Source organism: Pseudooceanicola endophyticus, assembly GCF_018760365.1.
In the GTDB taxonomy this organism is placed as follows: Bacteria; Pseudomonadota; Alphaproteobacteria; order Rhodobacterales; family Rhodobacteraceae; genus Pseudooceanicola; species Pseudooceanicola endophyticus.
This window is the reverse complement of record NZ_JAHIAB010000006.1, coordinates 238,242-251,797: the sequence shown is the minus strand read 5'-3', so window position 1 is coordinate 251,797 and position 13,556 is coordinate 238,242. Positions and strand designations below refer to the sequence as shown.

Annotated in this window: 12 protein-coding genes and 1 riboswitch; of the genes, 4 read left to right on the top strand and 8 right to left on the bottom strand. The window is 69.4% G+C overall.

Annotated elements, in window-relative coordinates; genetic code table 11:
* Positions 1–83 precede the first annotated feature (83 nt).
* From KM176_RS12795 to KM176_RS12785, 3 genes are all read right to left on the bottom strand, one after another.
* Positions 84–533 (bottom strand): GNAT family N-acetyltransferase, encoded by a 450-nt coding sequence (locus tag KM176_RS12795; RefSeq protein ID WP_160894569.1) that lies wholly within the window; start codon positions 531–533, stop codon positions 84–86.
* Positions 533–1,606, bottom strand: a complete 1,074-nt coding sequence (cobW, locus tag KM176_RS12790) for a cobalamin biosynthesis protein CobW (RefSeq protein WP_160894568.1) — start codon at positions 1,604–1,606, stop codon at positions 533–535. The genes KM176_RS12795 and cobW overlap by 1 nt, the downstream gene beginning before the upstream one ends.
* An 83-nt stretch (positions 1,607–1,689) precedes the next feature.
* Positions 1,690–2,367, bottom strand: a complete 678-nt coding sequence (locus KM176_RS12785) for an energy-coupling factor ABC transporter permease (RefSeq protein ID WP_160894567.1) — start codon at positions 2,365–2,367, stop codon at positions 1,690–1,692.
* A 34-nt stretch (positions 2,368–2,401) separates the two neighbouring features.
* Positions 2,402–2,623, bottom strand: a riboswitch (cobalamin riboswitch).
* A 213-nt stretch (positions 2,624–2,836) separates the two neighbouring features.
* On the opposite strand from KM176_RS12785, the gene KM176_RS12780 reads away from it, so the two are divergent.
* Positions 2,837–6,292 carry a chromosome segregation SMC family protein gene (locus tag KM176_RS12780; RefSeq protein ID WP_160894566.1) on the top strand — a complete coding sequence of 1,152 codons (3,456 nt, stop codon included), beginning with the start codon at positions 2,837–2,839 and terminating at the stop codon, positions 6,290–6,292.
* A gap of 180 nt (positions 6,293–6,472) precedes the next feature.
* On the opposite strand, the gene KM176_RS12775 is transcribed toward KM176_RS12780, so the two are convergent.
* Genes KM176_RS12775 through KM176_RS12760 form a run of 4 tightly spaced genes read right to left on the bottom strand, consistent with a single transcriptional unit; the run spans position 6,473 to position 9,929 of the window.
* The gene (locus tag KM176_RS12775) at positions 6,473–7,660 is read right to left on the bottom strand and encodes a lytic murein transglycosylase (RefSeq protein WP_160894565.1); all 1,188 of its coding nucleotides are present in this window, start codon (positions 7,658–7,660) and stop codon (positions 6,473–6,475) included.
* A gap of 60 nt (positions 7,661–7,720) precedes the next feature.
* Positions 7,721–8,632 (bottom strand): adenosylcobinamide-phosphate synthase CbiB, encoded by a 912-nt coding sequence (cbiB, locus tag KM176_RS12770; protein ID WP_160894564.1) that lies wholly within the window; start codon positions 8,630–8,632, stop codon positions 7,721–7,723.
* Entirely contained in the window at positions 8,629–9,558 is a 930-nt protein-coding gene (locus tag KM176_RS12765) for a threonine-phosphate decarboxylase (RefSeq protein ID WP_160894563.1), read from the bottom strand. Before KM176_RS12765 ends, cbiB begins: the two co-directional genes overlap by 4 nt.
* On the bottom strand, positions 9,558–9,929 hold the full coding sequence (locus tag KM176_RS12760; RefSeq protein WP_160894562.1) for a DUF1636 family protein: 372 nt from the start codon (positions 9,927–9,929) through the stop codon (positions 9,558–9,560). The genes KM176_RS12765 and KM176_RS12760 overlap by 1 nt, the downstream gene beginning before the upstream one ends.
* 295 nt (positions 9,930–10,224) lie before the next feature.
* On the opposite strand from KM176_RS12760, the gene KM176_RS12755 reads away from it, so the two are divergent.
* Complete coding sequence (locus KM176_RS12755) at positions 10,225–10,593, top strand: response regulator (protein ID WP_160894613.1); 369 nt, start codon at positions 10,225–10,227, stop codon at positions 10,591–10,593.
* Positions 10,594–10,633: 40 nt separating this feature from the next.
* On the opposite strand, the gene KM176_RS12750 is transcribed toward KM176_RS12755, so the two are convergent.
* Complete coding sequence (locus tag KM176_RS12750; RefSeq protein ID WP_160894561.1) at positions 10,634–11,629, bottom strand: glutathione S-transferase family protein; 996 nt, start codon at positions 11,627–11,629, stop codon at positions 10,634–10,636.
* A 420-nt stretch (positions 11,630–12,049) separates the two neighbouring features.
* On the opposite strand from KM176_RS12750, the gene KM176_RS12745 reads away from it, so the two are divergent.
* A complete protein-coding gene (locus tag KM176_RS12745; protein WP_160894560.1) occupies positions 12,050–12,319 on the top strand; it encodes a DUF6732 family protein in 270 nt (89 codons plus the stop codon).
* Between the two features lies 1 nt (position 12,320).
* The gene (locus tag KM176_RS12740) at positions 12,321–13,505 is read left to right on the top strand and encodes a sirohydrochlorin chelatase (RefSeq protein WP_160894559.1); all 1,185 of its coding nucleotides are present in this window, start codon (positions 12,321–12,323) and stop codon (positions 13,503–13,505) included.
* The last annotated feature ends 51 nt before the right edge of the window (positions 13,506–13,556 follow it).

Here is a 13,556-nt window from a genome sequence, read left to right as displayed (position 1 = left end):
TGTCGGGCGGGGGAGGGGGCGCTGCCCCCGTCGGCCTTCGGCCGCCTCCCCCGGGATATTTGGGGCCAGATGAGAGAGCCGCCCTAGGGGGCGAGCGGTTTCTCCATGAAGACGGAAACGCCGTTTTCGGGATAGGCGCCGAAGGCGGGGCGGCGGGTAAAGCCCGCGCGCTCGTAGAGGCGGCAGGCGGCGGCAAGGGCGTCGCCGGTTTCGAGCCGCAGCAGCGGCAGGGATTGGGCGCGGGCGGTGGCCTCGATCGTGGCCAGCAGCGCCGTGCCGATGCCGCGACCGCGGGCCTCGGGGGCGGTGAAGAAGCTTTTGACCTCTCCGTAGCCCTCCTTGATCTGCAGCGCGCCGCAGCCCAGCAGCCTGCCCGCTTCGGTCGCGGTGAAGAAGCGGATGTCGGGCTGGCGCAGGGCGTCGAACCCGAGGAAATGGTTTTCCTCGGGGTTGTAGAGCGACTGCATCAGCGCATGGGAGGCTTCCAGCAGCGGGCGGGCGCTTTCGGGATCTGCCAGGGCGATCTGCACCATCAGGCGGTGACCGGCTCGGCGAGGGCGCGTTCGATGGCGGCGCGGTCGAGGCCCGCAAGGCCGATCACCACAAGGCGGGTCTGGCGCGGGGCGCTGCCGAAGGGCTGGTCGTAGTAATGCTCGATCCGGGGGCCGACGGCCTGGATGGTCAGGCGCATCGGCTTGCCTGCGACCGCCGCGAAGCCCTTGAGGCGCAGGATGTCGTGGCTGCGGATGACCTGCGAGAGGTGATCGCAATAGGCCTTAGGATCGCGGATTTCCGGCAGCGGGACCACGAAGCTTTCGAATTCGTCATGGTCGTGATCGTGGTGGTCGTCGTCGTGATCATCGTCATCGTGGTGGTGATGATGGTGATGGATCTCGTGACGGGCCGCCATGTCGGCCTCGGCGGCGATGTTCATGCCCAGAAGCACCTCTGCGGGCAGGGCGCCCATGGAGGAGGAGACCACCTGGACCGCATCGCGGGCGCCCTCCTTCAGGGTGGTCATGGTGGCGGAGAGTTCTTCTTCGCTCATCAGGTCGGCCTTGTTGACGACGATCATGTCGGCGCAGGCGAGCTGGTCCTCGAAGAGTTCCGAGAGGGGGGTGTCGTGGTCGATGCTGTCATCGGCTTCGCGGGCGGCGGCCACGGCGGCCTCGTCCTGGGCGAAGCGGCCCTCGGTCACGGCCTTGCCGTCGACCACGGTGACGACGCCATCGACGGTGACCTTCGTGGAGATCGCCGGCCAGTTGAAGGCGCGGATCAGCGGCTGGGGCAGGGCCAGGCCCGAGGTCTCGATCACGATGTGGTCGGGGCGGTCGGGACGGGCGAGCAGTTTTTCCATCGTCGGGATGAAGTCTTCGGCGACGGTGCAGCAGATGCAGCCGTTCGAGAGCTCCATGATGTCTTCCTCGCGGCAGGTGGCGTCGCCGCAGCCGCGCAGGATGTCACCGTCGACGCCCAGGTCGCCGAATTCGTTGATGATGAGGGCGATGCGCTTGCCGCCGGCATTCTGGAGCATGTGGCGCACGAGGGTCGTCTTGCCGGCCCCGAGGAAGCCGGTGATGACGGTGGCGGGGATCTTAGCGGGCATGGAAGCCTCCCGAAGGGAACGGATCAGAAGTGGAAACGGCGGGCCCCCGGATGGGGACCCGCCGCGGCAGGGGGAAGGCGCGATCAGGCCGCGTCGTAGAGGCGGGGCGTGGTCAGGCCGGAGCCGCGCAGGCCCTTCAGCGACTTGGCGGCGGCGAGCACGGCGAGGTCTGCGAGCGGTTCCACCAGCACGACCAGCATGTAGGCGCCGCCGAAGCTGAAGACCGAGGCCGCCGTCGTGGCCGAGAAGCCCTGGCCGTAGAAGGCCCAGAACGCCACCCAGAGCACTACGCCGCCCTGGTAGGCCGTCGAGAGCGCCAGCGCGTCGCGGTAACGGATGTCGACATAGGCGGTGGCGCGCGGGATCAGCGTGTCGGCCAGCGCCTTCAGAGCGAAGAGCGGCACCAGCAGGGTCGTCACGTTGGCGCCGTACTGCGGCAGGTCGAAGGGCGCGAAGAACAGCCCCTGCAGCAGCAGGCCGAAGGCCAGGCCGAAGGCGGCAGGCGCCGCGCCCAGCAGCAGGAACAGGGTCGAGCCAAGGATGAAATGCACCTCGGAAATGCCCACCGGATAATGCGGCAGCACCTGGAAGAAGGTGAAGACGGCCGCCGTGGCCATCGCGCCGCGCGCCGCCAGGGAGGCAAGGCCCTTTTCCTTCAGGCCCGCGGCGGCGGTCTTCAGCCAGAAGGCGCCGGCGCCGGCAGCCGTAGCATAGGACAGGATCATTTTGGCCGGGCTGATCAGCCCCGGTTCGATATGCATATCGCACTCCTTGGGCCGTCACACCCGACAGCCGGTTCGGTTTCTCCACACGGCCGGTCTCCTGGCTTCGCGGATCATGGCGCGCCTCTGCCTTCCCGGCCCGGTAGGACCAGTGGCGTCTTCGAGGGCGCTCTCCGCTTCACAGTCGCGGGGGCGGCTGCGGTTTCAGGCCCCTGCTTGGGTCACCCGTTCCGCATTCCCGTTTCATCCCGTGGCGCTTGGCGCCGTATCGGGAACCGTATGGGGATGTTGTGGCGCGCCCCACACGGAATCGTCAAGGCGCTTTGCCGCCATCTGCCCATGGGGAAAGGCGGAAAGCGGCCTGCCAGATCCGGGAAAAAGCGCAATATCTTGGGGAAAAGCCTGTGGGCTATCCCATATCGGGTAAGCTTCGCGTTGACAGCCCCGGCCCCGGATCGCACCTTTGTCGCAACACCCGGATTCAACCTGACGCAGAAAGGCCCTCCGTTTGCGCTTTTCCCGCCTCCGTCTCACCGGCTTCAAGAGTTTCGTGGATCCCACGGAGCTGGTGATCAACGCGGGCCTCACCGGGGTGGTGGGGCCGAACGGCTGCGGCAAGTCGAACCTGCTGGAAGCCCTGCGCTGGGTCATGGGCGAGAACCGCCCGACCGCGATGCGCGGCGGCGGCATGGAAGACGTGATCTTTGCCGGCGCCTCGACCCGGCCGGCCCGCAATTTCGCCGAGGTGGCGCTGACCATCGACAATGGCGACCGGCTGGCGCCTGCGGGCTTCAACGATGCCGACCAGCTGGAGATCGTGCGCCGGATCACCCGGGATGTCGGCTCGGCCTACAAGGCCAACGCCAAGGACGTGCGGGCGCGCGACGTGCAGATGCTGTTCGCCGACGCCTCCACGGGCGCGCATTCGCCCGCGCTGGTGCGGCAGGGCCAGATTTCCGAGCTGATCAACGCCAAGCCGAAGGCGCGGCGCCGGATCCTGGAAGAGGCCGCCGGGATCTCGGGCCTCTACCAGCGCCGCCATGAGGCGGAGCTGAAGCTGAAGGGCGCCGAACAGAACCTGGCGCGGGTCGATGATGTCGTGGAACAGCTCGCGCAGCAACTGTCCTCGCTGGAGCGGCAGGCGCGCCAGGCGGCGCGCTACCGGGCCATCGGCACCGATCTGCGGCAGGCCGAGGGGATGCTGCTCTACCGGCGCTGGCGCGAGGCGGACGAGGCCCGCAACAGCGCGATCGCCGCGCTGCGCGGCGCCGCCACCACCGCCGCCCAGGCCGAACGGCTGGCCCGCGAGGCCGCCGAGCTGCGCCAGAAGCTGGACGAGGCGCTGCCGCCCCTGCGCGAGGAAGAGGCCATCGCGGCGGCTGTCCTGCAACGGCTCTCGGTGCAGCGTGACGCGCTGTCTGACCAGCAGGCCCGCGCCCTGCAAGAGATCACCACCCTGCGCAACCGGATCGAGCAGCTCTCCAGCGACCGCGAGCGCGAGGCCGGGCTGAACCGCGACGCGGGCGAAACCATCGAACGCCTCGACTGGGAAGCGCGCGAGATCGCCAAGGCCCATGACGGCCACCCCGAGGCGCTGTCGGAGGCGCAGGAGCTGGCGCTGGAAGCCGCCGAGGTGCTGGGCGAGCGCGAGGCCGACCTGTCGCAGCTGACCGAGGACGTGGCCCGGCTCGCGGCCCGTCACCAGTCGGCGACCCGCTTCCTTGAGGACAGCCGCAAGATGCTGGCCCGCAGCGAGGCCGAGGCCGCCCGCGCCCGCGAGGCCGTGGCCGAGGCGCGCGGCGCCGCCAACCATGCCATCGAGGAGGCCGAGGCCGCCGCCGAGGCCGAAGAGATCGCCCGGGCTCGCGCCGAGGCCGCCGAGGAGGCCCTGGCCGAGGCCGAGGCCGCCCGCGCCGAGGCCCAGTCCGGCGAGGCCGATGCCCGCGCCGCGCGCTCCTCTGCCGATGGCGAGGTGAAGGCGCTGCAGGCCGAGGTCGCGGCCCTGGCCCGCCTGGTGCAGCGCGATGCGGTCGAAGGCGGCCAGGTGCTGGACAGCCTGCGCGTCGCGCCGGGCTACGAAAAGGCGCTGGGGGCGGCGCTGGCGGATGACCTGCGCGCGCCGGTCGTCTCGGCTGCCGATCCCTCGGGCTGGGTCGAACTGCCGGGCTACGATGCGCCCCAGGGTCTGCCCGCAGGCGTCGTGCCGCTGTCGGATCACGTGACGGTGTCGGGCGTGCTGGTCCGCCGGATCGCCCAGATCGGGCTGGTGAGGGCCGCCGAGGGTGCGGCGCTTCAGGCGCAGCTGCACCCCGGTCAGCGGCTGGTTTCGGTGGAAGGCGACCTGTGGCGCTGGGACGGCTACCGCGCCGGTGCCGAGGATGCGCCCTCGGCCGCGGCGCTGCGGCTGCAGCAGATCAATCGCCTGGAAGAGCTGCGCGGCGAGCTGGAGATGGCCGAGGAGCGCGCCGAGGCCGCCCGCGAGACCCATGAGGGGCTCTCCGAACGGCTCTCGGCGCTGAGCGCAGCCGACAAGGCCGCCCGTCAGGCCCGCGCCGAGGCCGACCGGGCCGTGTCCGAGGCCGCCCGCCGGCTGTCGCGCGCCGAGGCCGAGAAGAACCTCTCGGCCTCCAAGCTGGAAAGCCTTGGTCTGGCGGTGAGCCGGCACGAGGCGGATGCGACCACCGCCCGCGCCCAGCTGAAGGATGCCGAGGCGACGGTGGCGGACCTTGCCGATCTCGACGAGGCCCGCGCCGGGATCGAGCAGATCCGCATGGCGGTCGAGGCCGCGCGCATGGCGATGATGGCGCGCCGCGCCGCCCATGACGAGCTGCGCCGTGAGGGCGAGGCCCGCACCCGCCGGGGCCAGGAAATCACCAAGGAGGTCTCGGGCTGGCGGCTGCGCCTCGAAAGCGCCGACCGCCGGATCGCCGAGCTGGACGCGCGCCGGGCCGAGACCGAGGCGCAGCTGGAGGAGGCGATGGCCGCCCCCGAGGAGCTGGCCGCGAAGCGCGAGGAACTGACCGAGGCCATTGCCGAGGCCGAGGGGCGCCGCAGCATCGCCGCCGACAAGCTGGCCGGGGCCGAGGCCGCTGCCCGCGAGGCCACCGCGACCGAGCGCGACCGCGAACGCACCGCCTCCGAGGCGCGCGAGGCCCGGGCGCGGGCCGAGGCCCGTGCCGATGCCGCGGCCGAAGCGGTGACCCAAGCCGCCGAACGCATCGCCGAGGCGATGGAGATGACGCCGAAGCAGTTGCTCGACAGCCTCGAAACGCCGGTCGAGGCCATGCCGCCCTCGGACCAGATTGAGGCCGAGGTGAACCGCCTGAAACGCCAGCGCGATGCCCTGGGGGCGGTCAACCTGCGCGCCGAGGAAGACGCCCGCGAGGTCCGCGAGGAACACGACACGCTGGTGACCGAGAAATCCGACCTCGAGGAGGCGATCCGCGCGCTCCGGAACGGCATTGCCGGGCTGAACCGCGAGGGGCGCGAACGGCTGCTGACCGCCTTCGAACAGGTCAACGCCAGCTTCACCCAGCTCTTCCGGCACCTCTTCGGTGGCGGCGAGGCCAAGCTCGAGCTGGTGGAAAGCGACGACCCGCTGGATGCAGGCCTCGAGATCATGTGCCAGCCGCCGGGCAAGAAGCTTTCGACCCTGTCGCTGCTGTCGGGCGGCGAACAGACGCTGACGGCGATGGCGCTGATCTTCGCGGTCTTTCTGGCCAACCCGGCCCCGATCTGCGTGCTGGACGAGGTCGATGCGCCGCTCGACGATGCCAACGTGACGCGGTTCTGCGACATGCTGGACGAGATGTGCCGCCGCACCGACACGCGCTTCCTGATCATCACCCACCACGCGGTGACCATGGCCCGGATGGACCGCCTGTTCGGCGTCACCATGCAGGAACAGGGCGTCAGCCAGCTGGTTTCGGTCGACCTGAAAAAGGCGGAGCAGATGGTCGCCTGAGGCGCGCCGGGCCCGGCATCGAGCCGGCCCCGGCGCGGCCATCTCCTGCGGAGCTGGCGGCGCTCTTCATCATCTGGCCATAAATATCCCGGGGGAGTCTCCGCAGGAGACGGGGGCAGAGCCCCCCTCCCGCCCCGGTTTTCACACGCCTCTGCATATTTATTTATGGAAAGATGAAACCTAGAGCCGGTCCAGCAGTGCCGGCGTCGGCCAGGCATCGGCCGGCAGTCCCAGCTTCTGCTGCACGTCGCGCACCGCGTCACGGGTGTTGGCGCCGAGGATGCCGTCGATCTCTCCGACGTGGTAGCCCATCGCCTGGAGCTTTTTCTGCAAGGCGATCATCTGCGCTCCGCTGAGCCCGGCGTCGGGATGGCCCGCATCGAAGACCGGCGCCCCTTCCAGCCGGGTCGCGAAATAGGCCGCCGTCAGCACATAGGTAAAGCTCTGGTTCCATTCGAAGAGCACCGAGAAGTTCGGGTAGGCCAGGAAGGCCGGCCCCTTGCGGCCCTGTGGCAGGATCAGCGAGGCCGGCAGGCTGTCGCTGTCCCAGCTGCCCGAACGCGGCGTGACCCCCATGGCCTGCCATTCTGCCGCGCTCATCCGGGTCTGCAGCCCGGCCTGGGACCAGTCCATCTGGTCGGGCACGCGGACCTCCTGCAGCCAGGGCTGGTTCGGCGCCCAGCCGAGCGCGCTCAGCATCCGGGCGCCCGACATCAGCGCGTCGGGGGCAGAGCTTTTCAGATGCACATGGCCATCGCCGTCGCCATCGACACCGTTCACCAGGATGTCCTGGGGCAGCATCTGTACCATGCCGATCTCTCCGGCCCAGGCGCCGGTGGTCGAGGCGGGATCGAAATCGCCGTGTTCGTAGAGCGAGAGCGCCGCCAGCACCTGCGGGCGGAACAGATCGGGGCGGCGGCAGTCATGGGCCAGCGTCACCAGCGCGTTGGCGGTGTTGAAATCGCCCTGCACGGCGCCGAAATCGGTCTCGAATCCCCAGAAGGCCAGCAGGATGCCGGGCGGCACGCCCTCGGCGCTGCGGATGCGCGCGAAGGTGGCGGCCTCGCTGCGGGCCTTTCGGGCTCCCACCTGCATCCGGTTCTGAGAGATCAGGCGCCGCGCAAAGCTGGTGAAATCCAGCTGGAACACGCCCTGGCGGCGGTCGGCGCGGATCACCTCGGGGTCCTGGCGCACCGTGGCGAAGAACTGTGCCACCGCCTGGGGATCATGGCCCTTCGCGATGGCCTCCTGTTTCAGCCCGTCGAGGAAGCCGGCGAAGTCGCCGCCGCAGGGCGCCTGGGCCAGAAGCGGGGCGGGCAGGGCGAGCCCCAGAAGGGCCGCGCCGAGGCGCAGGAACGTGGCGGGCATGAGTCTCTGTCTCCTATGCTGCGGCGCAAGGCTAGCAGCCGGAGCGTGACGGGCAAATGATCAGAAGACCAGGGCCAGCAGGAAGGCGCCGGCCAGCAACACGCCCCAGACCCGCCAGAGCTGTGTGCAGGCGGCCTCGATCGCCTCGGGGCCGGGCTGGCGGTGCCCTTCGGGGTTCACGAAGGGAAAGTCGCGCATCTTGCCATGGTAGGAGCGCGGCCCCGAGAGCGCGACGCGGAGGGAGCGCGCCATGGCGGCCTCGGGCCAGCCGGCATTGGGAGAGCGGTGGCGGCGCGCCTCGGCCACGATACTGCCCCAGTCGCCCAGATGCCCCGAGAGTGCGGCGAGGATCAGCGCGGTGGCGCGCGCCGGGATCAGATTCAGCAGGTCGTCAAGGCGCGCGGCGGCCCAGCCGAAGGCCTCGTGGCGCGGCGTGCGGTAGCCGATCATGCTGTCGGCGGTGTTCACCAGCTTGTAGATCAGGATCCCCGGCAGCCCGCCCACCAGCAGCCAGAACGCCGGCGCCGTCACCCCGTCCGAGAGGTTCTCGGCGGCGCTTTCGATGGCGCCGCGGCTGACCGCGCCCCGGTCCATCGCCGCGGTGTCGCGCCCGACGATCATCGCCACCGCCCGCCGCCCCTCGGGCAGGGAGATCCGCAGCGCTTCGGCCACGGCACGGACATGCTGGACCAGCGATTTCTGCGCCAGCAGGATCGCCCCCGCCAGCACCTGCGGCAGCCAGCCGAGCGCCGCGATCATCGTGCCAAGGGCCCAGCCCAGAACGACCAGCCCGATGACCAGCGCGATGCCCTTCGCCTTGCGCGCAAGGCCCGCGTTGAACCGCGTATCGGCCCAGCCGATCAGCCGCCCCATCAGCACCGCCGGATGCGGCAGCCGGTTCCAGAGCCATTTCGGCTCTCCCAGCAAGGCATCAAGGAGCAGCGCCAGGACCAGGACGGCGGCGTGGGTCATGCGAGGGCCTTCTCAAGCTGCGCCCAGCGGTCCGGTGCGGGCAGGCCCAGGCGGATCCAGCGGGTGGAATAGGGGAAGATGCGGCTCCAGATCCGGGCGCGGGCGAGGCGCTGCTGAAGCGCCTGCGCATCGGCGCAGTCGTAAAGGCGGAACAGCGGGGTGCCGCCGGCCAGCGTTGCCCCGGTGGCGGTGACCAGCGCATCAAGGCGCGCGGCATCGCGCATCAGCCGGGCGCGGGTCGCCGCCGCCCAGTCCGGATCCGAGAGCGCCGCCCGCCCGGTGCGCAGCGCCGGGCCCGAGACCGCCCAGGGTCCCATCAGCGCCGAAAGCGCCGCGATGCGCGCGGGTGTCCCGATGACAAAGCCCAGCCGCAGCCCCGCGAGGCCCCAGAACTTGCCGAAGCTTTTCAGCACCAGCACGTCGGGCCGCGTCGCGAGGTGGATCAGCGACTGCTCCGGCGCGATGTCGCAGAAGCTTTCGTCCAGGATCGTCAGCGCGGCGGGGCCGGGGGCGGCGTGGAAGGCGCCGGTGGGGTTGTTCGGATGCACCAGGACACGCGCGCTGCCTTCGGTTTCGCAGACCTCCCAGCCCTGGGCGCGGAAGGCGGCGGCATGTTCGTTGTAGGTGGGGCCGGTGATCTGCACCCGGGCGGGGGCCATCAGCCCCGGCATCCGGGCAATGGCGGCCGAGCAGCCCGGCACGGCAAGGATGTCGGCGCCCTCGGGCACGTCCCAGAAGCGGCGCGCGGCGGCCAGCAGGGCCTGTTGCGCCGGGGCGTCGGGCAGAGCGGTCCAGTCGGTCTCGGCAAAGGCGGGCAGCGGGTAGGGCACCGGGTTGATCCCGGTCGAGAGGTCGCACCAGTCCCCGGGCGCGCCCCCGAAGGCGGCCTGCGCCGCCGCCAGGTTGCCGCCGTGGTCGCGCGCCATCACGCGTCCTCGGAGGGCAGCGGCGGGTGGCGGGTCACGAAATGCCCCTTCACCCCCTGCGGCCACTGGCGGAAGGGCACCTGCCCGGTGGCGCTTTCCTGGTGCAGGGCGGCATAGTCGGCGATCGCCTCGGCGGCTTCCGCGGTCGGCTCGAAGCGGCCCAGCGTGTAGTTCAGCTTGTCCGCCCCCTGGATCGCCACGTTGCAGCCCTGCTTGCAGCCCATCAGGCAAGAGACCCGCCGCGTCTTCACCCCGCGCGCCGCCGCCGCCGGTTCGATCAGGGCGGCCAGCGCCTCTCCGTCGGTACGCCCCGAGGCGGCGTCCCAGCTCTCGGTCTTGCAGGTGTCGCAGATGGTGATCCAGGTGCTCATCGGGGCCTCATTCTTGTCGCGCGCCGGGACCGGCCACGCCGGCCCGTTTCACCGCAGCGGCGCCGAAAAGGCAAATCCTTATCGGAGGTGACCGCGCCGTGCCGTGGTTAATGATTTGTTAGGCAATCCGGCGGAGAGTGTTTGCATCAGGTGTCAAGCGTCGGGCAACAGGCCGGTGCGCAGAAGCGGACAGGACAAAGCGGTGCAGGATTTCAGGGATATCATGGCCAGAAGCCATCCCGTCCTGGCGGTCGAGGAGGCCGGGGACGACACGTCCACCACGGAGGGGCCGCGTATGCCCCGTGTCCTGATCGTCGAGAGCGAGCCGAACCTGGGCTGGCTGTGGAAGCGGCATCTGGACCGTCAGGGCATGCAGGCCGAACTGGTCCATGGCCAGGAGGCGGCGGTGGCGCTGCTGGGCGCGCGCACCTTCGACGTTCTGGTGATGGATCTGGTGCTGGACGAGGGGTCGGCGCTGGCCATCGCGGATTACGCCAGCTACCGACAGCCCGAGGCCCGGGTGATCTTCGTCACCGACACCAGCTTCTTCTCGGACGGGTCGATCTTCCGCCACGCGGTGAATGCCTGCGCGCTGATGAACAGCGGGGCCCCCCCGGCGGATCTGGCCGCCATGGTCGAACATTACGGCGCCGTCGCCCGCTAGGGCTCCGGCGCCGAAGGCGTCAAGTGTCAGGCGTCAAGTATCAGGCGGCAGCGCGGCTCAGCGCCTCGCGGCCATGCGGGCTGTCGAGGTCGAGCGCGGGCGTCACCGGCACGATGCGGTGCGGATTGATGGTGTCGTGGCTGTAGTAGTAGTGGTGCGCGATGTGATCGAAATGCACCGTCGCGGCGATCCCGGGCACATGGTACAGCTCTTTCACATAGCCCCAGAGCGCCGGGTACTGCTGGATCAGCTTGCGGTTGCACTTGAAATGCGTGTGGTACACCGTGTCGAAGCGGATCAGCGTGGTGAACAGGCGCCAGTCGGCCTCGGTCAGGGTGTCGCCCAGCAGGTAGCGGTTCTCCGACAGGATCCCCTCCAGCCAGTCGAGGCTGTCGAACAGCGGCCCCACGGCGGCATCATAGGCCTCCTGAGAGGTTGCGAAGCCGGCCTTGTAGACGCCGTTGTTGACGGTGTCGTAGATCCGCGTGTTCAGTGCCTCGATCCGCTCGCGCAGGGCCTCGGGCCAGTAATCGTCATGGTTGCCGGTGATCCCGTCGAAGGCGGAATTCAGCATCCGGATGATCTCGGAGCTTTCGTTCGAGACGATCTCGCCCTGCTGCTTGTCCCAGAGGACCGGCACGGTGACGCGGGTGGTGATTTCCGGATCGGCCTTCAGGTAGACATCGCGCATGTAGCGCAGTCCCATCAGCGTGTCGCCGGTGGCGCCGTCGAAATCGGTGTCGAAGGTCCAGCCCTCGCCCAGCATGTGCGGATGCACGACGGAGACGGTGATGTGATCCTCAAGGCCCTTCAGGGCGCGGAAGATCAGCGTCCGGTGCGCCCAGGGGCAGGCATAGGAAACATAGAGGTGATAGCGCCCGCTTTCCGCCCTGAAACCGCCCTTGCCGGTGGGTCCGGGGGCGCCATCGGCGGTCACCCAGTTGCGGAACTGCGCCACCGTGCGCACGAAGGAGCCCCCCGTCGCCTTGGTGTCGTACCACTTGTCCTGCCACTTGCCGTCTACCAACAGGCCCATCGGAAAAGCCCTCCTTGCATCATATCTGGGTATAATTGATCTGCCCCTCAGCTAGGCCGGGACGGGCCGCCGGCCAAGCCCGACAGGCGCGCAGGCGAAGTGCGTCTGTGCACATCACTCCCCCGGGATCCCTACTTCCTGTGCTTTCGTGCCGCAGGTCTGCAGGCTGAACCGGCCCGGCCTGCGGGGATTGCGCGCGCCGGTGGGGCTTTGATTGCGCCGCCGGGGCGCAACGCCTATAGACGAAGCAGACGAGCCCGGAGCGGGCCGGACAGGAGTGCGCTGCGGGGCCGACCCAGATCGGGGGCCCGGGGGCATCGTCGACAGGACGCGCCCCGCTGCCCGTGGGGTGCGCGTCGTTTCCTTCCTCCCGCTTGACCAATCTCAGGCCTCCGGGCCACCGACAGGAAGGAGCGCCCGATGCCCATTCGTTTTGCCGCCGCAGGTCCGGTCCTGCTGGCCCTGCTGCCGCTGCCCGCCGCCGCCCATCCCGGCCACCTGGCCGAGGCCGCCGGTCATGCGCACTGGCTGGGGGCTGCGGCCCTGGGCGCCGCGCTGGCGATCGCCGCCTGGCAACTGCTGCGCGGCGTGAAGGCAAAATCCGAAGAGGACAAGGCGCAGGCCGAGGGCGAGGAGGCCGAGGAGGCCTCGGACGACGCCGAGGCCGAGGGCGAGCTTCAGAAGGCGTAAGATGATGAAAACCGGTGTTATGATCTGTGGCCATGGCTCGCGCAGCCAGGCCGCCGTGGACGAGTTTGCCGTCCTGGCCCAGAAACTGCCTGCGCTGCTGCCCCGCGACTGGGAGGTGGATTACGGCTACCTCGAATTCGCCAACCCGGTGATCCGCGACGGCCTTGACCGGCTGCGCGACGCGGGCTGCGAGCGGATCCTGGCGGTGCCGGGGATGCTGTTTGCCGCGATGCATGCGAAGAACGACATCCCGACGGTGCTGAACACCTATGCCGCGAAGCACGGGATCGAGATCACCTATGGTCGCGAACTGGGTGTCGATCCCAAGATGATCGCCGCCGCCGGCGCCCGTATCCGCGACGCCATGGAGGCCGCCGATGCCGAACAGGGCCCGGTCCCCTACGAGGAGACCTGCCTGGTGGTGATCGGCCGCGGCGCCTCGGATCCGGATGCCAACGGCAATGTCGCCAAGATCGCCCGGATGCTGCACGAGGGGCTGGGCTTCGGCTGGTGCGAAACCGGCTATTCCGGCGTCACCTTCCCGCTGGTCGAACCCTGCCTGACCCATGTGACGAAGCTTGGCTACAAGCGGGTGCTGGTCTTCCCCTATTTCCTCTTCACCGGCATCCTGATCGACCGGATCTACGGCTTCACCGACAAGGTTGCCGCCAGCCATCCCGGGATCCAGTTCGTCAAGGCGGGCTATCTGAACGATCACCCCAAGGTGCTGGAAACCTTCGCGGAACGCATCACAGAACAGGTCGGCGAGGTGCCCCCGCCGAACTGCGCAACCTGCAAGTACCGCACCCAGATCCTGGGCTTCGAGGCCGAGGTCGGCAGTCCGCAGGAAAGCCACCACCACCATGTGGAAGGCCAGGGCGCCTCGGCGCCGGGCTCCAACGTCGAGGACTGCACCCTGTGCGACACGTTCTGCACCGGGGAATGCCGTCTCGACATGGACCACCACCATCACCACGGCCATGGCCACGGGCATCATCATGGGCACGACCATGATCACGATCACGCCCATGACCACGGGCACCACCACCACGATCATGACCATGGGCACGACCACGATCATCCGCATGATCATGATCACGGGCATCACCACCATGATCACGCCCACCCGGAATATCCCCATGCGAAACACCCGCATGGTCCCGAAAGCGCCCGGCGCAAGCCGTAAGGCTTTCATCTTTCCTTAAATATGCCCGCCGGAGGCCCTGCCTCCGGCGTC

Coding starts and splice junctions, on each gene's coding strand:
- KM176_RS12795 (WP_160894569.1), bottom strand. CDS start 533: ATGGTGCAGATCGCCCTGGCAGATCCCGAAAGCGCCCGCCCGCTGCTG.
- cobW (WP_160894568.1), bottom strand. CDS start 1,606: ATGCCCGCTAAGATCCCCGCCACCGTCATCACCGGCTTCCTCGGGGCC.
- KM176_RS12785 (WP_160894567.1), bottom strand. CDS start 2,367: ATGCATATCGAACCGGGGCTGATCAGCCCGGCCAAAATGATCCTGTCC.
- KM176_RS12775 (WP_160894565.1), bottom strand. CDS start 7,660: ATGCCCGCCACGTTCCTGCGCCTCGGCGCGGCCCTTCTGGGGCTCGCC.
- cbiB (WP_160894564.1), bottom strand. CDS start 8,632: ATGACCCACGCCGCCGTCCTGGTCCTGGCGCTGCTCCTTGATGCCTTG.
- KM176_RS12765 (WP_160894563.1), bottom strand. CDS start 9,558: ATGGCGCGCGACCACGGCGGCAACCTGGCGGCGGCGCAGGCCGCCTTC.
- KM176_RS12760 (WP_160894562.1), bottom strand. CDS start 9,929: ATGAGCACCTGGATCACCATCTGCGACACCTGCAAGACCGAGAGCTGG.
- KM176_RS12755 (WP_160894613.1), top strand. CDS start 10,225: ATGCCCCGTGTCCTGATCGTCGAGAGCGAGCCGAACCTGGGCTGGCTG.
- KM176_RS12750 (WP_160894561.1), bottom strand. CDS start 11,629: ATGGGCCTGTTGGTAGACGGCAAGTGGCAGGACAAGTGGTACGACACC.
- KM176_RS12745 (WP_160894560.1), top strand. CDS start 12,050: ATGCCCATTCGTTTTGCCGCCGCAGGTCCGGTCCTGCTGGCCCTGCTG.
- KM176_RS12740 (WP_160894559.1), top strand. CDS start 12,321: ATGATGAAAACCGGTGTTATGATCTGTGGCCATGGCTCGCGCAGCCAG.